Annotated in this window: 20 protein-coding genes; 5 read left to right on the top strand and 15 right to left on the bottom strand. The window is 67.8% G+C overall.

The features are described 5' to 3' along the window. Positions 1-105: 105 nt before the first annotated feature. Complete coding sequence (locus V7060_RS17885) at positions 106-2,004, bottom strand: MFS transporter (RefSeq protein ID WP_334180566.1); 1,899 nt, start codon at positions 2,002-2,004, stop codon at positions 106-108. A gap of 144 nt (positions 2,005-2,148) precedes the next feature. On the opposite strand from V7060_RS17885, the gene V7060_RS17880 reads away from it, so the two are divergent. Continuing rightward, the gene (locus V7060_RS17880) at positions 2,149-3,252 is read left to right on the top strand and encodes an NADH:flavin oxidoreductase/NADH oxidase (RefSeq protein ID WP_334180565.1); all 1,104 of its coding nucleotides are present in this window, start codon (positions 2,149-2,151) and stop codon (positions 3,250-3,252) included. A gap of 43 nt (positions 3,253-3,295) precedes the next feature. Here the strand turns inward: V7060_RS17880 and V7060_RS17875 are convergent, their stop codons facing one another. The 7 genes from V7060_RS17875 to prmA all read right to left on the bottom strand — a co-directional run bounded on the left by V7060_RS17875 (position 3,296) and on the right by prmA (position 9,788). Further along, positions 3,296-3,979: a hypothetical protein gene (locus V7060_RS17875; RefSeq protein ID WP_334180564.1), complete on the bottom strand. Its 684-nt coding sequence runs from the start codon at positions 3,977-3,979 to the stop codon at positions 3,296-3,298. Between the two features lie 78 nt (positions 3,980-4,057). Further along, positions 4,058-5,350, bottom strand: a complete 1,293-nt coding sequence (gene purD, locus V7060_RS17870; protein ID WP_334180563.1) for a phosphoribosylamine--glycine ligase — start codon at positions 5,348-5,350, stop codon at positions 4,058-4,060. 10 nt (positions 5,351-5,360) lie between these two features. Beyond that, complete coding sequence (locus V7060_RS17865) at positions 5,361-5,795, bottom strand: hypothetical protein (protein WP_334180562.1); 435 nt, start codon at positions 5,793-5,795, stop codon at positions 5,361-5,363. Positions 5,796-5,834: 39 nt separating this feature from the next. Further along, positions 5,835-7,421, bottom strand: coding sequence for a bifunctional phosphoribosylaminoimidazolecarboxamide formyltransferase/IMP cyclohydrolase (gene purH / locus V7060_RS17860; RefSeq protein WP_334180561.1), 1,587 nt, complete (start codon positions 7,419-7,421; stop codon positions 5,835-5,837). Between the two features lie 63 nt (positions 7,422-7,484). Continuing rightward, positions 7,485-7,757: a DNA-binding transcriptional regulator Fis gene (gene fis, locus V7060_RS17855; protein WP_334180560.1), complete on the bottom strand. Its 273-nt coding sequence runs from the start codon at positions 7,755-7,757 to the stop codon at positions 7,485-7,487. Between the two features lie 121 nt (positions 7,758-7,878). Continuing rightward, the gene (locus V7060_RS17850; RefSeq protein ID WP_334180559.1) at positions 7,879-8,811 is read right to left on the bottom strand and encodes a DUF3426 domain-containing protein; all 933 of its coding nucleotides are present in this window, start codon (positions 8,809-8,811) and stop codon (positions 7,879-7,881) included. Between the two features lie 62 nt (positions 8,812-8,873). After that, on the bottom strand, positions 8,874-9,788 hold the full coding sequence (gene prmA, locus V7060_RS17845) for a 50S ribosomal protein L11 methyltransferase (RefSeq protein ID WP_334180558.1): 915 nt from the start codon (positions 9,786-9,788) through the stop codon (positions 8,874-8,876). A 143-nt stretch (positions 9,789-9,931) separates the two neighbouring features. On the opposite strand from prmA, the gene V7060_RS17840 reads away from it, so the two are divergent. Both V7060_RS17840 and V7060_RS17835 read left to right on the top strand, forming a co-directional pair. Further along, positions 9,932-10,867, top strand: a complete 936-nt coding sequence (locus V7060_RS17840) for a hypothetical protein (protein ID WP_334180557.1) — start codon at positions 9,932-9,934, stop codon at positions 10,865-10,867. After that, positions 10,864-11,223 (top strand): hypothetical protein, encoded by a 360-nt coding sequence (locus tag V7060_RS17835; RefSeq protein ID WP_334180556.1) that lies wholly within the window; start codon positions 10,864-10,866, stop codon positions 11,221-11,223. Before V7060_RS17840 ends, V7060_RS17835 begins: the two co-directional genes overlap by 4 nt. 85 nt (positions 11,224-11,308) lie before the next feature. On the opposite strand, the gene accC is transcribed toward V7060_RS17835, so the two are convergent. The 7 genes from accC to cutA all read right to left on the bottom strand — a co-directional run bounded on the left by accC (position 11,309) and on the right by cutA (position 17,515). Continuing rightward, the gene (accC, locus tag V7060_RS17830) at positions 11,309-12,676 is read right to left on the bottom strand and encodes an acetyl-CoA carboxylase biotin carboxylase subunit (protein WP_334180555.1); all 1,368 of its coding nucleotides are present in this window, start codon (positions 12,674-12,676) and stop codon (positions 11,309-11,311) included. A gap of 3 nt (positions 12,677-12,679) precedes the next feature. Continuing rightward, a complete protein-coding gene (locus V7060_RS17825) occupies positions 12,680-13,087 on the bottom strand; it encodes a four helix bundle protein (RefSeq protein ID WP_334180554.1) in 408 nt (135 codons plus the stop codon). Positions 13,088-13,097: 10 nt separating this feature from the next. Next, positions 13,098-13,577 carry an acetyl-CoA carboxylase biotin carboxyl carrier protein gene (accB, locus tag V7060_RS17820; protein WP_334180553.1) on the bottom strand — a complete coding sequence of 160 codons (480 nt, stop codon included), beginning with the start codon at positions 13,575-13,577 and terminating at the stop codon, positions 13,098-13,100. Positions 13,578-13,626: 49 nt separating this feature from the next. Beyond that, on the bottom strand, positions 13,627-14,067 hold the full coding sequence (aroQ, locus tag V7060_RS17815; protein ID WP_334180579.1) for a type II 3-dehydroquinate dehydratase: 441 nt from the start codon (positions 14,065-14,067) through the stop codon (positions 13,627-13,629). 205 nt (positions 14,068-14,272) lie between these two features. Then, entirely contained in the window at positions 14,273-14,866 is a 594-nt protein-coding gene (locus V7060_RS17810) for a TlpA disulfide reductase family protein (RefSeq protein WP_334180552.1), read from the bottom strand. Further along, on the bottom strand, positions 14,863-17,175 hold the full coding sequence (locus tag V7060_RS17805) for a protein-disulfide reductase DsbD (protein ID WP_334180551.1): 2,313 nt from the start codon (positions 17,173-17,175) through the stop codon (positions 14,863-14,865). Before V7060_RS17805 ends, V7060_RS17810 begins: the two co-directional genes overlap by 4 nt. Positions 17,176-17,179: 4 nt before the next feature. After that, positions 17,180-17,515, bottom strand: a complete 336-nt coding sequence (cutA, locus tag V7060_RS17800; RefSeq protein WP_334180550.1) for a divalent-cation tolerance protein CutA — start codon at positions 17,513-17,515, stop codon at positions 17,180-17,182. Between the two features lie 204 nt (positions 17,516-17,719). Between cutA and V7060_RS17795 the strand changes: the two genes are divergently transcribed. Together V7060_RS17795 and V7060_RS17790 are read left to right on the top strand one after the other, a co-directional pair. After that, complete coding sequence (locus V7060_RS17795; protein ID WP_334180549.1) at positions 17,720-18,013, top strand: co-chaperone GroES; 294 nt, start codon at positions 17,720-17,722, stop codon at positions 18,011-18,013. Positions 18,014-18,145: 132 nt separating this feature from the next. Further along, positions 18,146-18,378, top strand: a 233-nt coding sequence (locus tag V7060_RS17790) for a TCP-1/cpn60 chaperonin family protein (protein ID WP_334180548.1), incomplete at its 3' end; no start/stop codon positions are given.

The raw sequence follows: 18,378 nt of genomic DNA, 5'->3' as shown, positions 1-18,378 counted from the left end.
TCTTCCGAAGGCAGTGAAACGGCGTGAATGCTCTCAGCGGGCGGCAAAGGCTTGCTGCCACAGCCCCTCAAATAGCCTAACCGAGTGGCGCGATTAACGAAACCGTCACGCCGCATCGCCCCGCAACGCCCGTACGCGTGCTTCCAACTGATCTGCATCCACCGTTGCGCCGTCCATCGGCTCGCCCGCCATGACCTCGATATGTGCGCGGAACCGTCGCGGCACACGCATGCGACCCAGGCGCGTGTCGCGGCGGCTCCACATGCTGGCCCACATGCCCTTCAGCGCCATCGGCACGACCGGCACCGGCCGTCGCTCGAGGATCTTTTCCACGCCGGACTTGAAGGCGGCGATGTCGCCGTCCTTCGTCAATGCGCCCTCCGGGAAGATGCCGACGATCTCGCCCGCCGCCAGTGCAGCGTCGATCTCCTCGAATGCGCGCTGCATCAACGCCTGGTTCTCCCGCGCGCCGGCGATCGGAATCGCCTTCGCGGTGCGGAAAATCCAGCTCATCACCGGAATCTGGAAGATCCTGTAGTACATGACGAAGCGCACCGGTCGCGGGATCGTCGCCGCCAGGATCAGCGCATCCATGTAGCTGACGTGGTTGCAGACGATCAGCGCCGGACCTTCGTCCGGGACGTTCTTTTCTATGCCGTGCAGGCGCAGCCGGTACAGGCCGCGTACCAGCAGCCAGCTGAGGAAGCGCATCAGGAATTCGGGCATGATCGTGAAGATCCAGATCGCGACCAGCGCGTTGGCGATGGCCAGCGCCAGGAACATCTGCGGGCTGCTCCAGTCCAGTCCACGCTGCAGCGCCAGGCCAGCCAGCGCCGCCAGCACGATGAAGCCGGAGTTCTGGATGTTCAGCGCGGCGAACACGCGCGCCATTTCCGACGTGCGCGTGCGGCTCTGGATCAGCGCGAACAGCGGCACCACGAAGATGCCAGTGAACATGCCGATGCCGACCAGGTCGATGATGATGCGCGCGCTGCCGGGCTGCCGCACGAACTGCGCGAGGTCCAGCCCGCCGACCGGCGCCAGGCTGGGGCGCGCGAAGTACAGGTCCATGAGGAACGCCGTCATGCCGAACGCGCCGACCGGTACCAGGCCGATCTCGACGGTGCGGCCCGACAGTTTCTCGCACAGCAGCGAGCCTACGCCGGTGCCGATGGAGAACAGCGCGAGCGCCGCTACGTACAGCGTGGCCGAATCGCTGGGTGCGCCGAGGTGCAGTTCGGCGTACGTCGGCAGTTGGGAGGTCAGCAGGGTGCCGAAGAACCAGAACCACGACACGCCGAGGATGGCGTTGCGTACGGCCAGTTGTTGCTTGGCCATGCGCAGTACGACCAGCGACTCGGGGAGCGGGTTCCAGTTGATCTTCAGGTCGGGCGCACCGGCGTCCATGCGCGGGATCAGCCGCGACAGCACGTTGCCCAGCACCGCGAGCAGGACGATGGCGATGGCGGCGGCCTGCGGACCGTGTGCGCCGGCCACCTGGAAGATCATGCCGCCGGCGATCATGCCGCACAGGATCGAGATCGACGTACCCATCTCGACCAGGCCGTTGCCGCCCGTCAGTTCCTCCGGCTTGAGGATCGAGGGCAGCACGGAATACTTCACCGGTCCGAAGAGCGTGGACTGCACGCCGGTGCAGAACAGCGCGATCAGCAGGACGGGCATGTTCTGCAGCAGGAAGCCGACGGCCGCCAGCGACATGATCACGATTTCCATCGTCGTGGTGATGACGATCAGCCGCTGCTTCTCCAGCTTCTCCGCGATCTGGCCGGCGATCGCCGAGAACAGGAAGTACGGCAGGATGAAGATGGCCGGCGCGATGATCGCGTACAGCGCGCGCTCGTCGGTGCTGGCCCCGAGGAAGATCAGCAGGCCGATGATGGCCTGCCGGTAGACGTTGTCGTTGAAGGCGCCCAGTGCCTGGACGGTGAAATACGGCAGGAACCGCCGTTGTGTCAGCAGCGAAAACTGGCTGTGGCTGGACATGCGCCCTCCGTGGGTTGCGCGCAGCCTAGCAAATCGCGATGGCGGTGCCAGCCGTCGCACCCGACAGTGTTCCGTCGATGGCATTGATGGACCTGCGGCGCAGGCGGATAGTGGCCGCCCCACGTCGTCCGGTCCTCTGCCTCCATGAGCCGCCTGTTCTCACCCCTCGCGCTGGGGCCGCTGACGTTTGCCAACCGCATCGTCATCGCTCCCATGTGCCAGTACTCCGCCGACGAAGGTCGTGCGACCGACTGGCATGCCTTCCACTGGCCGAACCTGGCGCAGTCCGGTGCCGGACTGGCGATCATCGAAGCCACCGCGGTCGAGCCGCGCGGGCGCATCAGCTGGGCGGATCTCGGCCTGTGGGACGATACGACGGAGGCGGCGTTCGCGAACGCACTGGCGGCGACGCGCCGTTACTCCGCGATGCCGATCGGCGTGCAGCTGGCACATGCCGGCCGCAAGGCGTCCACGCAGCGCCCCTGGGATGACCAGGGTGCGCAGATCGCCCCGGATGCAGCGCATGGCTGGCAGACCGTGTCCGCGTCGTCATTGCCTTACAGCCAGGGCCAGCATGCGCCGCTTGCGCTGGATCAGGCCGGCATCGACGCGATCATCGCCGCCTTCGCCGACAGCGCGCGCCGCGCGGTGCGCCTTGGATTGGACCTGATCGAGATCCACGCCGCGCATGGCTATCTGCTGCACCAGTTCCTGTCGCCGCTGAGCAACCGACGCGATGACGCCTACGGCGGCTCGCTGGAGAACCGCATGCGGCTGGTGCTGCAGGTGTTCGATGCGATCAAGGCCGTGGTGCCGGCGTCGATGGCGGTCGGCATCCGCATTTCCGCCACAGACTGGGTCGAGGGCGGCTGGGACCTGGCGCAGAGCACCGCACTGGCGCAGGCGCTCGACGCGCGCGGCTGCCATTTCATCCACGTGTCCAGTGGTGGCCTGCATCCCGCGCAGAAGATCGCCCTGGGCCCCGGCTATCAGGTACCGTTCGCCGACGCGATCAAGCGCGAGGTCGCCCTGCCGGTCATCGCGGTGGGCCTGATCACGACGCCGCAACAGGCGGAAGACATCCTGCAGCAGGAACAGGCCGATGCCATCGCCCTTGCGCGCGGCGTCCTTTACGACCCCCGCTGGCCCTGGCACGCGGCGGTGGCGCTGGGCGAGACGATCGCCATCGCGCCGCAGTACCTGCGTAGTGCGCCGCGCGAACACGCGGCGCTTTTTGTGTCGGCCTGAAGGTCATTGCTCGGTTCGGCCGTGATCGCGGGTGCCGATAGCGTCACAGCAGCCAGAGCTGTCCGCGCTCCGGCTGCTGAGGGCATTGCCAGAAATCGAGCGGGCATTGCGATAGATACGAAGGGGCCGATCGCGGCGGCAGCTTGAAACGACGCCATGGCTGGATGGACCGCTCATGCTCTTCGTCCGGCAGGCGCCGGCACGATAGTGGCCATTGGATGTTGACGGCGTGGCGGGCGCGGCGCCTGCGCTGCCGGCACCACGACGGAGAAATCAGCAGAAACGCAGCGATGTCGCGGGTGCGTCGTTCGAAATGGCGCGCCAGCCATGCCCATGCCGCAACTTCGGAATGGTAGGGGTCGAAGACGGGTGCTTCCGGCGTGGGCGAATCCGCCGCCTCCAGCAAGTGAAAAGGGTGGGCGCCGTCATCGGCGACAAACCGGTCCCAATGTGGCGTACCCGGTCGCCATTCCGCATCGCCCCCTGCCTGGTCGGGCCGGACTGCGTTGCGTTGCACGCGCCCGGCGCGACGTGCGCGTCGGCGCAATTCGCGAAGAAAAAGCGCGACGTCCTCGTCGTTGCCGGGATCCAGCCCATTCCCCGCCACCTCCATCTCATGGAGCAACAGCAGCGATTCGCCCGGCAGATCGTTCCGGTCCCACAGGCCCTCGGAGTCCCTGGTGAGCCAGTACAGCGCATCTTCGCTGCACCGGAACAGCAAGGCCATGGCCGCGTCGGATAGGTTCGGCATGGCGTGCAAGCCTGCGCCTCATGGGTGTCAGCGGCATGACATGCGCAGAAAGCACTATCGGTCAGCGCGCTCCCGCGCGATCGCGCGCCATCCGATGTCGGTGCGATGGAACTCGTTGGCCCACGTGATCGCATCGACGCCGGCATAGGCGTTGCGTTGCGCGTCGGATACCGAATCGCCCAGCGCCGCCACGCACAGCACGCGGCCGCCGGCGCTGACCACATGGCCGTCCGCATCCAGCGCAGTGCCGGCGTGGAAGACCTTGGCGGTCGCAGGCACGCCGTCCAGTCCGGCGATCACGTCACCGGTCACCGGTGTTTCCGGATACGGCGCCGCTGCCATCACCACGCCGAGCGAGGGGCGCGGATCCCATTGCGCCTCGGTCGCGTCGAGGCGGCCATCGATGGCCGCTTCCACCAGGTCCACCAGATCGGACTGCAGGCGCAGCATCACCGGCTGCGTCTCGGGATCGCCGAAGCGCACGTTGAACTCGATCACCTTCGGTGCGCCGGCGGCATCGATCATCAGGCCGGCATACAGGAAGCCGGCGAACGGCACGCCGTCGGCGATCATGCCCTGCACGGTGGGGTTCACCACCTCGCGCATCACGCGCGCATGCACCTCGGGCGTGACCACGGGTGCGGGCGAGTAGGCGCCCATGCCGCCCGTGTTGGGGCCGGTGTCGCCGTCGCCGACGCGCTTGTGGTCCTGGCTGGTGGCCATCGGCAACGCGGTGGTGCCGTCGACCATCGAAATGAAACTGGCTTCCTCGCCTTCCAGGAACTCCTCGATCACCACGCGCGCACCGGCATCGCCGAACGCGTTGCCGGACAGCATGTCGCGCACGGCGGCCTCGGCCTCGTCCAGCGTCATCGCCACGATCACGCCCTTGCCGGCGGCCAGGCCGTCGGCCTTGACGACGATCGGCGCGCCCTTTTCGCGGACGTAGGCGAGCGCGGCGTCCACGTCCGTGTGCACCGCGTAGAACGCAGTCGGAATGCCATGGCGCGCGAGGAAATCCTTCGCGAACGCCTTGCTGCCTTCCAGCTGCGCGGCGGCAGCGGTGGGGCCGAAGATGCGCAGGCCCGCCAGGCGGAAACGGTCCACCACGCCCGCCACCAGCGGCACTTCGGGACCGACCACGGTCAGGCCCACGCCTTCGGCCTGCACCATCGCGAGCAGGGCGTCGATGTCGGTGACCCTGATGGCGACGTTGCGGCACTTCGCTTCCGTCGCGGTGCCGGCGTTGCCGGGCGCCACGATCACGTCGTCCACGCGCGGCGACTGCGCCAGCTTCCACGCCAGCGCATGCTCGCGACCGCCGGAACCGATGACCAGGACTTTCACGGAACATTCCTCATGGCTGGGCCGGCGGCTCGGCCGGCGGGTTCGCGCAATCGCGCGCAGGGAACTCGACATCGAAGAACAGTGCGTCGTCGCGATCCACGAAGCGGCGTGCGAGCACTGCATCGGTCTCGATCAGCGGCATGATCTCCGGCTGTCCGCACAGTTCGCGCAGCGCCATCCGCTCGCTTTGCTCAAGCGTGTCGAAGCCGGGGGCCTCGCGCGTTTTCACGGCGCTGCCTGCCGGACTGCGGACTGTCAGCACCAGGCGCCGGCCATCGACGGCGACCGACTCGGTCACCAGGTCTTCGAAGTACGGCGCCGGCAACGTGGCCGCGATCTTCACGCGGGCTTCCTCGAGGCGGCCGTTGGTGTCCGTGCAGCCGCCGAGCGCCAGCAGCACGATCGAGGGGATGGCGATGGAGAACGCGTTGCGCAGGCGGTTCATGGCGGACTTGTGCTCCCGGGAAGTTCGGCTGCCGATGCGTCAGTGGCGGAAATGGCGCACGCCGGTGAAGACCATCGCGATGCCGTGCTCGTCCGCAGCGGCGATCACCTCGTTGTCGCGCATCGAACCGCCCGGCTGGATCACCGCCTTGATGCCGGCGGCGGCCGCGGCATCGATGCCGTCGCGGAACGGGAAGAAGGCATCGCTCGCCATCACCGAGCCTTCGACCACCAGGTCCGCGTCGGCGGCCTTGATGCCGGCGATGCGCGCCGAGTACACGCGGCTCATCTGGCCGGCACCGACGCCGATGGTGCGGTGGTCCTTCGCATAGACGATGGCGTTGGACTTGACGAACTTCGCCACCTTCCACGCGAACAGCAGGTCGGTGAACTGCTGTTCGGTCGGTGCGAGCTTCGTCACCACCTTCAGTTCGTCGCGGGTGACCACGCGATCGTCGGCGGTCTGCATCAGCAGGCCCGAGCCGATGCGCTTGGTGTCGATGAATCCGCGCGGTGCCGGTGCCAGCGGGATGCGCAGCACGCGCACGTTGGCCTTCTTCTTCGCGTAGTCGAGCGCGGCGGGCTCGTAGTCCGGCGCGATCAGCACCTCGACGAACTGGCGGTCGAGGATGACCTTCGCCGTGGCCGCATCCAGCGTGCGGTTGAACGCGATGATGCCGCCGAATGCGCTGGTGGGGTCGGTCGCGTAAGCGAGTTCGTACGCGTCGCCGCAGGCCACGCCGACGGCCACGCCGCAGGGGTTGGCGTGCTTGACGATCACGCAGGCCGGCGCGTCGAACTGGCGCACGCATTCCCACGCGGCATCGCTGTCGGCGATGTTGTTGTAGCTCAGTTCCTTGCCCTGCAACTGCTCGAACGTGGCCAGCGAGCCGGGCGCGGGGTACAGGTCGCGGTAGAACGCGGCCTGCTGGTGCGGGTTCTCGCCGTAGCGCAGGTCCATGACCTTGATGAAGCTGCCGTTCGCCTGCGCGGCGAACGCGCTGCGCACCGGGATGTCGGACGAGGTGTCGGTGACGGCGGACAGGTAGTTGCTGATCGCGGCGTCGTACTGCGCCACGCGGTTGAACGCGGCGACCGACAGCGCGAAGCGCGTCTTCGCCGACAGCGCGCCGTCGTTGGCGTCCAGTTCGGCGACCAGGCCGGCGTATTGCGACGGATCGGTGGCGACCGCGACGCGGGCGAAGTTCTTCGCCGCCGAACGCAGCATCGCAGGCCCGCCGATGTCGATGTTCTCCACCGCATCGGCCAGCGTGCAGTCGGCCTTCGCGGTGACCGATTCGAACGGATACAGGTTCAGCACCAGCAGGTCGATCGCGCCGATGCCATGCTCGGCCATCACCGCGTCGTCGATGCCGGCGCGCCCGAGCAGGCCACCGTGCACCTTCGGGTGCAGCGTCTTGACGCGACCATCCATCATCTCGGGGAATCCGGTGGCGTCGGCCACGTCGCGCACGGCCAGGCCAGCGTCACGCAATGTTTTCGCGGTGCCGCCGGTGGACAACAGTTCGACATCACGGGCGGCGAGGGCGCGGGCCAGGTCGAGCAGGCCGGTCTTGTCGGAAACGGACAGCAGCGCCCGGCGAACGGGCTGGAGATCGAGGGTCATGGAGAGCGGCGGCGCGGAGCGGGGCGCGGATTATAACGCGCTGCACCACGGCGTCCGGGGCGGTCAGGCCAGCCCGTAGTCCTTCAACTTCTTGCGCAGCGTGGCGCGATGGATGCCGAGCAGGGCGGCCGCGCGGCTCTGGTTGCCTTCGCAGTGGTTCAGCACTTCCACGAACAGCGGGATTTCCATTTCGCGCAGCACGATCTCGTAGACGTCGTCCGCGTCGCATCCGTCCAGGTCGCGCAGGTAGCGGCGTACCGACTGCGCGACATGTTCGCGCAGCGGCGGCCGCGACGCGGCGCGTGGCGTGTCCTGGCGGGTGGAGGCAGCGTTCAATCGGATCCCCTGGGCGCTACGGATGCAGATGCCCGCCTTGTGCGTATGGGTATTCGGCGGGGGGACGAGTCTAGCGCCTGATCGCGGCGCGCGCATCCGCTTTTTGATGAATCCGGAGGGCTTAACGAAAGTCGAAGGAAAACGCGACGACGCTGGCACTGGGCTCGCGTATGCGCACGGCCATCTGTGCGCTCTGGCCCGGGCCGATGGCGCCGAGCGCCTCGCCTTCCGGCAGGTAATCCGCGGGTTGCAACGCACGCGCGCCCAGCGTGCGACCGTCGGCATCCTTCAACGTCAGCAGGATCACCGGCCATGCCTGCGCCCAGCGCGCCTCGTTGCGGAACGTGGCCTGCGCCTGCAGCGTGCCGGGCGCCCCGGCGATGGGACGGACATCGCGGCTGAGCATGCTGAAGGCGGTGGGTTCGCGCCAGGTCGGCACGTCGCAGCGGAAGAGGCCGCACAACGTCACCACCACCGGTCGCCATCCCGCCTGCGTGGCGAGTCGCGCGCGATCGGCGATCACGATCTGCAGGCACAGCGACAACGCCAGTGCCGTGACGATGGTCCACTGTCCGCGCGCGCGACGCGTATGCACCGGCGTGGTGCGCGTGCGATGCAGGAAGCGAGGCCCTGCGGCCCTGCGTGCGGCGAGTGGCGGCGCGCCGTCGGCGGTGTCGACCGGCATCCTGTCGGATGGCGTGAGGTCGACGGGTTCGACGGTATCGCTGCGGACGGCCTCACCGTCGGGCCTGGCGATCTCGTCCCCTGTCTCCGGCAGCGATGGGGACGCATCGCCCAGAACGACGACGGAAGGTGCTGCTTCCTGCTCGACCGATGGCTGCGCCGTGGCGTCACGCTCGATGGCCTGCGGCTCGCCGGTGCCTGCTTCCCGCAGCGGCGCTGCATACAACAGCGTGGCCAGGCTGGGTGCCGGCATCACTGGCTCGCGTGCCGTCGTCAATGGCTTGCCGCAGCGCGGGCAGTCCGCTGGCGGATTGCCCGCGTGCGGATCACGCGCGACGAGGAACTGGCAATGCGGGCAGGCGATGGACATGGCCGGTATTCAACCACGCTCGCCCGCCGGCGTGTTGTGACCGGCGGTACGCTGTGCCGGCCTCAGCGGCGGATGCCATCGATGCGCATCCAGTCGCCGTCCTGCGTGGCCACGAGTGCATCGAACCAGGTCGCATAGCGGACAAGCAGGTCGTCTTCCTGGCCCTTGAGGATGCCGGACAGCGCGATGCGGCCGCCCGTCGCCACGCGCGCGGCCAGTGTGTCGGCCAATGCATCGAGCGCGGAGGCGAGGATGTTCGCCACCACCACCGGATACGTCGCGACGGGTTCGTCATCGGGCAGGTACACGCTGAAGTCCGCGCCCACCTCGTTGCGTTGCGCGTTGTCGGTGCTGGCCAGCAAGGCCTGCGGATCGTTGTCGACGCCGACCGCCCGTGCGGCGCCCAGCTTCAGCGCGGCCAGCGCGAGGATGCCTGAGCCGCAGCCGAAATCGAGCACGCGCTGTCCCTGCAGCCGGCCTTCGCCGGCCAGGGCATCGAGCCAGCGCAGGCACAGCGCGGTGGTGGGATGCGTGCCGGAACCGAACGCCAGGCCGGGATCGAGCCGCACGATCGCCGCATCGTCGCCGGCATTGCCGGGCACATCGTGGTTCCACGGCACGATGAAGGTGCGCGCGCCGAACTGCATCGGCTTGAACTGGTCCAGCCATGCGCGTTCCCAGTCCTCGTCTTCGACCTGGCGGAAGCCGGCCTGGGTCCAGTCCAGCCCGGGATCGAAGGCCTCCAGCGCCGCCAGCAGGGCCAATGCATCGGTCCCCGCATCGAACAGCGCGGTGAGCACCAGCGCTTTCCATAGCGGCGTCTCGCCGACGCCGGGTTCCAGGATGGCGCGTTCGTTGCCCGTATCGGCATCGGCGTCGAGCAGGGTGACCGACAGTGCGCCCACATCCTCCAGCGCGTTCTCGTAGCGCGGCTGCTCGGCTTCGGTGCAGCGCAGGGAGAGTTCCAGGTAAGGCATGGTCGAGGGCGGTGAAGATGAACGGGCCGGAATTGTCTCACGCGCCTCGCGGACCGCGGGTCGGCGACGAAAGGGCGTGACCGGGGTCGTGAACGCACGCGCATCGCGTTGTAACGCGCGGGAAGCGCCGGGATAATGAAAGCGTGCCCCGGAAGCTGCTGATGCCGATGATGCTGGTGGGCCTGCTGGGTGCGCTGGCGTGGATGCCGCTGCGCCAGGCGGGGCCGCTGCTGCATGCGCCCGCGTTGAGCGACGATGGCGCCATGGTGCAGGAGGCGGACCCATTCTCTCCGGCGCGTACCCAGGCGATGTTGCGCCCGGTGTCGGCGAATGCGCTGCCCGCGCTGTCGCCGCTGCGCCGCGGATTCGAGGACAGCACGGACCTGTTCGCCTACTCGCGTGAATTGATGACGCTCGCCGCTGCCGGCGATGCGGATGCCATGTGGTTGCTGAGCCTGGTGCAGGACCATTGCGCCGGTTATGCGGCCGATCCTGGCGGTTATGCGCAGGACACGCGCGCCATCGCGAGCCTCGGCCTGTCCAGCGGCAGCGCCATGCTCGCGGCGCGGCAGCGCCTGCAACAGCGATGCGCGCGTTTCGTGCCGCAGGATGGCTTTTCGTTGCCGACCGTCATCACCCAGCGGATGCAGGCGGCGCGTGCAGGAAGCCTGGCGGCGGAAGCGTCGCTGCTGGCGATGGAGCAGCCCCTGCAGGATGGCGACGACTACCGGCGCGACCTGGTGCGGCGTGTGCTCGATTCCGAGGATCCCTTCGCCTACCTCGCCATCGCCCCGGCCATGGGGACGATCGGCAGTGGCAGGCGCGACACGCTGGGTGAGGTGTCGGGCAGCGACCTGAGCGAGATCGCCTGGCGTATCGCGGCGTGCCAGCTGGGCATGGATTGCAGCCCGGGCGGCTCGATGATGACGAATTACTGCGTGAACGGCGGCATCTGCTCGCAGGACGAATCGCAGGATTTCACTACCTTTGCGCGGGACGCCGGTGTCCCGCGCCAGGGTGCGGACAATGTGGACGAGATGGTGGGCACCTTGCTGGCCCGCCCGGGAGTGGACGGATGAAATACAAGCGCACGCGGCCGGGAGTGAATCTCCTGGTCTGGGGACTGGTGGTGGTGGCGTATGCCGCCGCGGCCGCCACGATCGTCATCGAAACGCGCGACCCCGGCTTCCGGGACCTGTCGCGGGTGGGGCACATGACCATCCATGCGCCGGACGATGCGCGCCGTCTCGGCGCGGCGCAGGTCGCCGCGCTCTATCGCGCGCGCAGCGGCACGCCGTTCTCCACGCTGTCGCCCGGCAGCACCATCAAGGTGGTGTGGTCCGATGGCTCGTCCGAAGTGGTGCGGATCGGCGATCCCTCCTCGCCACTGGGCGCGGCGCCCGTGCCGGGAACGCAGCAGGCGCCGGACCGGTAACCCCGCGCCACTGCATCGTCCGCGCAAACAGGAAGGGCCGGGATGGCGACATCCCGGCCCTTCCTGTTTCAGCCGCATGGCGGACTCAGACCAGCGAGATCGCCTTGTTCTTGCGTTCGGCCAGGCGCTTTTCCAGGTAATGGATGTTCTGTCCACCGGCCTGGAAGCCCTGGTCGCGCATGATGCGCTGCTGCAGCGGGATGTTGGTCTTGATGCCGTCGATGACCATTTCGCTGAGTGCCACGCGCATGCGGGCAATGGCGGTGTCGCGGTCCGGCCCGTGCACGATGAGCTTGGCGATCATCGAGTCGTAGTTCGGAGGCACGCGGTAGCCTTCGTAGATGTGCGTGTCCACGCGCACGCCGGGGCCGCCCGGCGGATGGAAGTGCTGGATCAGGCCCGGGTGCGGCATGAAGGTGTCGGGGTCTTCGGCATTGATGCGGCACTCGATGGCGTGGCCGCGCAGCACGACGTCGCTCTGCTTGATGGTCAGCTTCTGGCCGGCGGCGATGCGCAGTTGCTCGCAGACCAGGTCGATGCCGGTGATGCGCTCGGTCACCGGATGTTCCACCTGGATGCGGGTGTTCATCTCGATGAAGTAGAAGCGGCCATCCTCGAACAGGAACTCGAACGTGCCCGCGCCGCGGTAGCCGATGCGCAGGCAGGCTTCCACGCAGACCTTGCCGATCTCGTTGCGCAGTTCTTCGGTGATGCCGGGGGCCGGCGCTTCTTCCACCACCTTCTGGTGCCGGCGCTGCATCGAGCAGTCGCGTTCGCCCAGGTGGATGGCGCCGCCCTGGCCGTCGGCGAGTACCTGTATCTCCACGTGGCGAGGATTCTCCAGGAATTTCTCCATGTAGACCTCGCCATTGCCGAACGCGGCCTTGGCTTCCGACTTGGTCATCTCGATGGCGGCCTTCAGCGCGCCCTCGACGTGCACCACGCGCATGCCACGGCCGCCGCCACCGCCCGCCGCCTTGATGATGACCGGGTAGCCGATCTCGCGCGCGATCTTGGTGTTGGCGACGATGTCGTCGCCCAGCGGCCCGCCGCTGCCCGGCACGCACGGCACGCCGGCCGCCTGCATGGCACGGATCGCTTCGACCTTGTCGCCCATCATGCGGATGGTGTCCGCCTTGGGGCCGATGAAGATGAAGCCGGACTGCTCCACGCGTTCGGCGAAGTCGGCGTTCTCCGACAGGAAGCCGTAGCCGGGATGGATGGCCTGCGCGTCCGTCACCTCGGCCGCGGCGATGATCGCCGGGACGTTGAGGTAACTGTCCTTGGAGGCCGCCGGTCCGATGCAGACCGACTCGTCGGCCATGGCCACGTGCTTGAGGTTGCGGTCGACGGTGGAATGCACCGCGACCGTGCGGATGCCGAGGGTGTGGCAGGCGCGCAGGATGCGCAGCGCGATCTCACCCCGGTTGGCGATAACGACTTTATCGAGCATGGTTTAGGGCCGTGATTCGTGATTTGTGATGGGTGATTCGCTGGTTGTTCTGCCGATGCTGGCGATCAGTGCATTCAGCCTGGCGAATGTGCGGTCGAGCGTGGACTGCAGTTCTGGTGACTGGGGAGCGAATCCGAGCCGAACTGCGATTTCGATCTGGGTGTCCAGTTCGGCGAGCGAACCTCGTGCGATGGACAGGAACCTGAGCAGCTCGGGGGTGGATTTGCGTGCGGCGCCTTCCGCAAGGTTGGAGGGAACGCTGATTGCCGAGCGACGCATCTGCGATGTCAGTCCGAACTTCTCCTCATTCGGGAAGTCGGTCGAGTACGCGTAGATCATCACGACCAGATCCATGGCGTCACGCCAAACATCGAGTCGTTGGTGAGGCCGCTCTTGCGAATCACCCCTCACGAATCACCAATCACCCGATGACGAACAGCGGCTGGTCGAATTCGATCGGCTGGCCGCTCTCGGCCAGGATCGACAGCACGGTGCCGGAGACGTCGGCTTCGATGGGGTTGAACATCTTCATCGCCTCGATGATCGCCAGCGTCTCGCCGGCTTTCACTGCCTGGCCGACGCTGACGAACGACGGCTTGTCCGGCGACGGCGAGGCGTAGAACGTGCCGACCATCGGCGCACGCACCACATGGCCGTCCGGCAGGGCGTTGCCCGCCTTGGCGGTGCCGCCGGTCGAGGCCTCGGTCGGCGAACTCATCGGCATCGGTGCGGCAGCGCGCGGTTCGGCGTAGGCGACCGGGGCCGGTGCGGCGGGCGCGGCATAGACGCCTTTCGGGGTGCGCGCCAGACGCACGGATTCTTCGCCTTCCTTGATCTCGATTTCGGCCAGGTTCGACTCTTCCAGCAGGTCGATCAGTTTCTTGATTTTGCGGAGATCCATGGGAGCCTCGTGGTTGAACGCTGTTCCCCGCAGGGAACAAAGCAGAAAGTCAGGCGGGCAGCCGCAGCAGGGCGGCGTCCAGCGCGTAGCGGTAACTGTCGGCACCGAAGCCGCAAACCACGCCGACCGCCTTGTCGCTCAGATAGCTGGTGTGGCGGAAGGGTTCGCGGCTGTGCGGGTTGGACAGGTGGACTTCGATGAAGGGCAGGGCCACCGCCGCCAGCGCGTCGCGTATGGCGACGGACGTGTGGGTGAAGGCGGCCGGGTTGATCAGGATGAAGGCGGTGCCGTCGGTGCGGGCGGCCTGGATGCGGTCGACCAGGGCGTGCTCGGCATTGGACTGGAAGCTGTCCAACTGGTGGCTGGCACTTTTCGCCTGTGCCGCCAGCGCCAGGTCGATGTCTGCCAGCGTCGCGTGGCCATAGACCTCCGGCTCGCGGGTGCCGAGCAGATTGAGGTTGGGACCATGCAGGACCAGCAGCTTCGCCATCAGCGTCTCCAGCGGAAGGGCGGCAGTCTGCTTGAAGCAGGTAATGCTGTCCAGTTCGCCGAAGTTCGCCATGATTTAAACGATTGTTTGATTTTCGGCGCCGGGTGCGCCGGATCAAGGGCTTGCGAGCGATGCGCACGGTGCCGGCATCGCCGTGTGGCAGGGTTGTCCTGCGCGTTGGCGTCGGTTTCGCCGACGTTTGGGGTCACTGCGCCCAGCCGCTGATCTCGCCATGCTGGAACGGTCCAATTTTCTGCCGCTCGATGCGCCCATCGGCGCCGACCAGCACGGTGTAGGGCAGCACGCCCTTGGCGTTGCCGAGCCATACGCTGGCGTCGGCGGGACCCGGCGTCTCCAGCACGATGGGATAGCCGACCGGCACCCGGGCCAAGAAATCCTGCACCCCGTCCCGCGTGTCGAGCGCCAGTCCGATGACCTGCACGCCATCGGCGCCCTGCGAGGTGGCGAAGCGCTCCAGTTCCGGCATTTCCTCGATGCAGGGGCCGCACCAGCTGGCCCAGACGTTGATCAGCAGTCGCTTGCCGCGATAGCGCGTGGCGAGATCGACGACCTTGCCGTCCAGGCCGGGCAGCACGACGGCCGGCATCGGGTCACCGATCGCGGCCGGCGTCACGCCTGCCGGAGGGGCGGGCGCAGTCGCATTGATGGCGGTGTGCAGTGCGCGCTCGCCGGGGCCGGTCCGCCATAGCGGATTGCCGTTGAACCAGAGGCTGGCCAGCAGGCCCAGGCCGGCGGCGGCGACCGCCACCAGCAGGATGCGCGGGGTAGTGACCTTCACCGCGCGGCCCGTTCGAAGGCCTGCCGCATGGTGTCGTGGGTCAGCACGGTCGGCAGCACCTCGCCTTCGCCGCCGTTACGCGGATACATCACGTACAACGGCACGCCGACCGCCTTGTGCTGTTCGAGGAAGGCGGTGATGGCCGGATCCACGTTGGTCCAGTCGCCCGTCATCATCACCGCACCATGCGTGGCGAGCAGGTCGCGGAACGCGGCGGTGCTGAGCACGGTCTTCTCGTTGGCCTTGCAGGTGACGCACCAGTCGGCCGTCATGTCGACGAAGACGATGCGGCCCTCGGCACGCAACGCCGCCAAGCGTTCCGCGGCATAGGCCACGTGGCCTTCCGCCGTCGGTGCGGCAGCGGACGCTGCGGGCAAACGATGCACCATCGCCAACGGCACCAGCGCGGCGGCGGCCAGCACCAGCGCCAGCACGCGCGGCAGCGGCGATGCGGCGAAGCGCACGCGCTGGAACCACCACAGTCCCAGCGCCAGCAGCACCAGGCCGATCAAGGCCAGGCCGACGGCATCGATGCCGCGCTGCTTGCCCAGCACCCACAGCAGCCACACGGCGGTCAGGTACATCGGGAAGGCGAGCACCTGCTTCAGTGTTTCCATCCACGCGCCGGGGCGCGGCAGGCGGTTCGCCAAGGCAGGTATGAAGCCGATCAGCAGGAACGGCAGCGCCAGTCCCAGGCCGAGCACCGCGAACACCAGCAGCGCCAGCGGCGTGGGTGCGGTGAAGGCGTATGCGAGCGCCACGCCCATGAAGGGCGCCGTGCACGGGCTGGCCACGACCACCGCCAGCACGCCGGTGAAGAAATCACCCGCCGGGCCGCGCCGCGACGCCAGTCCATGCCCGGCACCGGCGAGGCGATGGCCGACCGCAAACACGCCCGACAGGCTCAGGCCCACCGCGAACATCACGTAGGCCAGCAGGCCGACCATCCAGGGCTGCTGCAACTGGAAGCCCCAGCCCAGCGCCTGGCCGGCAGCACGCAGCGCGATGGCCAGAGCGCCGACGGCGACGAAGCTGACCAGCACGCCGGCGGTATACCAGAGCGCACGCCGGCGCGCGTCGCTTTCGTTCTGGCCGCTTTCGGCCAGCGACAGCGCCTTCAGCGACAGGATCGGCAGCACGCAGGGCATCAGGTTGAGGACCAGGCCGCCGACCAGCGCCAGGGCGAGCGCGACGAGCAGCGACGTGGTGCCCGGCTGGTTGCGTGCCAGGACGTCTTCGGGCGGGCGTGTGCGTTCGACATCGGGCACGACGGGCGTCGTTGCCGACTCCGCACCTGCATCCGGTGAGGCCGCCGGGGCGTCGTCTGCGGTTGTCGTGGTCGCGCTCGTCGGCAGCGGCGCGACGGCAATGGGCGCCGGCACGTCCGGCGTGCTGGCCGGCGTCACCGTGCCGGCGGGGATCGACAGCGCCACCCGCCGCGTCATCGGCGGATAGCAGATGCCGTCGGTCTGGCAGCCCTGGAAGGTCACGCGCAGCGTCGCCTTTGCGGCATTGGCATGTTCGCGTCGCAGCGGCACCGGCACTTCGGCCTGGTCGAAGTAGACGGTGACTTCGCCGAAATGCTCGTCCCGGTGCGCTTTGCCCGTCGGCCAGCGCGGCGCCTGCAGGGCGACGCCTTTCGCACCTTCCAGCGCCATCGAGGTGCGGTCGCGGTAGACGTAGTAACCGCGTGCCGGCGTGAAGCGCAGCAGCAACTCATTGCCGTTGAAGGCGATCGCCTCGAACGCGAACGCCTGTTCCGCCGGCAGCGGCAGCGCGTCCATGCCGGCCTGTGGTTTCTGGCCCAGCAGGCCGCCGGTGAGCGCGCCGGATCCCAGCGGCACGAAGGCGCCGCCATCCCCGGCGGCCGGCAACGCCACCTTCAGCGTGCGCGTCTGCGGCGGGTAGCAGATGCCGGCGTCGGCGCAGCCCTGGTATTTGATCTTCAGGGTGACGCTGTCGGTGGACGTCGTCGGCTGGCCGGGCAGGGTGGCGAGCAGTTCGCCGCGATAGGTCTCGACGTCGCCGAAGAACTCGTCGCGGTACGCCTTGCCCTTGGGCAGCTGCAGCGGTTGCGCGGCGAAGCCGGCATCGGCCTCCACGCCGGTGCGGTGCCGGTAGAGGTAGTAGCCGTCGGTGATCTTCCAGCGGATCTCGATGCGGTCGCGCGTCGGCGCGGTGGCGGTCAGCACGAAGGCTTCGTCCACCGGCAGCAGGTCGTCCTGGGTGATCGCCGCCGAGGCGGCCGGCGCGATCAGCGAGGCGAGGGGCAGCAGCAGGCAGGCGAACAGGGTGCGGATCAGCGTCATCGGGTCACTCGGAGGCGCGGGCGTCGGCCCGGGTTTCGGCGGCCACCCAGTCCAGATAGGCGGGCAGGCCGGCGGCGGTTTCGACCGCCAGGATCTCCGGCAGTTCATAGGGGTGAAGCTCGGCCAGCCGCGCCATCAGCGCATCGCGCCGGTCGGCGGTGGTCTTGGCCAGCAACTGGACCTCGGTCGCCTGCTCCACCTGGCCCCGCCAGCGGTAGGTCGAGACCACCCCGGGCAGCAGGTTCACGCAGGCCGCCAGCCGTTCTTCCACCAGCGTCCGCGCCAGCCGCTGGGCGGTATCGGCGTCCGGGCAGGTGGACAGGATCAGGAAGACGGGCATGGGCCGGCGATTATTGCAGACCTGTCCGGTGCGCCCCTTGCGACAAAGATGCGCAGCCGCCCTTGAAAGCGGTCCGGCGCACCCAATATCCCCTGCATCCCGGCCTGGCCGGGTTTTCATGCCCGCGGCGTTGGCAGTCCCCCGAGGGGAGTGCTAACATCCCCGACCCTTTCCCAGTCCAATCAATCACTTAAGAGGATTGACATGAGCAATATCAAGCCGTTGTACGACCGCCTGGTGGTCAAGCCGATCGAAGCCGAAGAAACCTCGCTCGGCGGCATCATCATCCCCGACGCCGCCAAGGAAAAGCCGACCAAGGGTGAAGTCGTCGCCGTCGGCGAAGGCAAGTTCGTCGAAGCCACCGGCAACGTCCGCGCCCCGAAGGTCAAGGTCGGCGACAAGGTGATCTACGGCCAGTACTCCGGTTCGGCGTACAAGTACGAAGGCATCGAATACAAGATCATCAAGGAAGACGACGTCCTCGCGATCCTCGGCTGAAGCCGAGGCGGGATTGGGGATTGGTGATTCGCAGCAGCGCAACCGCGTTGACGATCCCACTCCATCCGAATTCCCGCCGCCCGACGTTTCTCGAATCACTCATCACGAATTACGAATCACGGAGTTTTTCCAATGGCAGCCAAAGATATCCGTTTCGGTGAAGACGCCCGTACGCGCATGGTGCGCGGCGTGAACATTCTCGCCAATGCCGTCAAGGCCACCCTCGGCCCGAAGGGCCGCAATGTCGTGCTCGAGAAGAGCTTCGGCGCCCCGACGATCACCAAGGACGGCGTTTCCGTCGCCAAGGAAATCGAACTGGCCGACAAGTTCGAGAACATGGGCGCGCAGATGGTGAAGGAAGTCGC

The organism is Pseudoxanthomonas sp., assembly GCF_036845285.1.
Taxonomy (GTDB): Bacteria; Pseudomonadota; Gammaproteobacteria; order Xanthomonadales; family Xanthomonadaceae; genus Pseudoxanthomonas_A.
The sequence above is the reverse complement of the archived record's forward strand: the minus strand, read 5'-3'. Positions and strand labels throughout refer to the sequence as shown.

Coding starts and splice junctions, on each gene's coding strand:
- V7060_RS17885 (WP_334180566.1), bottom strand. CDS start 2,004: ATGTCCAGCCACAGCCAGTTTTCGCTGCTGACACAACGGCGGTTCCTG.
- V7060_RS17880 (WP_334180565.1), top strand. CDS start 2,149: ATGAGCCGCCTGTTCTCACCCCTCGCGCTGGGGCCGCTGACGTTTGCC.
- V7060_RS17875 (WP_334180564.1), bottom strand. CDS start 3,979: ATGGCCTTGCTGTTCCGGTGCAGCGAAGATGCGCTGTACTGGCTCACC.
- V7060_RS17865 (WP_334180562.1), bottom strand. CDS start 5,795: ATGAACCGCCTGCGCAACGCGTTCTCCATCGCCATCCCCTCGATCGTG.
- purH (WP_334180561.1), bottom strand. CDS start 7,421: ATGACCCTCGATCTCCAGCCCGTTCGCCGGGCGCTGCTGTCCGTTTCC.
- V7060_RS17850 (WP_334180559.1), bottom strand. CDS start 8,811: ATGTCCATCGCCTGCCCGCATTGCCAGTTCCTCGTCGCGCGTGATCCG.
- prmA (WP_334180558.1), bottom strand. CDS start 9,788: ATGCCTTACCTGGAACTCTCCCTGCGCTGCACCGAAGCCGAGCAGCCG.
- V7060_RS17835 (WP_334180556.1), top strand. CDS start 10,864: ATGAAATACAAGCGCACGCGGCCGGGAGTGAATCTCCTGGTCTGGGGA.
- accC (WP_334180555.1), bottom strand. CDS start 12,676: ATGCTCGATAAAGTCGTTATCGCCAACCGGGGTGAGATCGCGCTGCGC.
- accB (WP_334180553.1), bottom strand. CDS start 13,577: ATGGATCTCCGCAAAATCAAGAAACTGATCGACCTGCTGGAAGAGTCG.
- aroQ (WP_334180579.1), bottom strand. CDS start 14,067: ATGGCGAAGCTGCTGGTCCTGCATGGTCCCAACCTCAATCTGCTCGGC.
- V7060_RS17805 (WP_334180551.1), bottom strand. CDS start 17,175: ATGACGCTGATCCGCACCCTGTTCGCCTGCCTGCTGCTGCCCCTCGCC.
- cutA (WP_334180550.1), bottom strand. CDS start 17,515: ATGCCCGTCTTCCTGATCCTGTCCACCTGCCCGGACGCCGATACCGCC.
- V7060_RS17795 (WP_334180549.1), top strand. CDS start 17,720: ATGAGCAATATCAAGCCGTTGTACGACCGCCTGGTGGTCAAGCCGATC.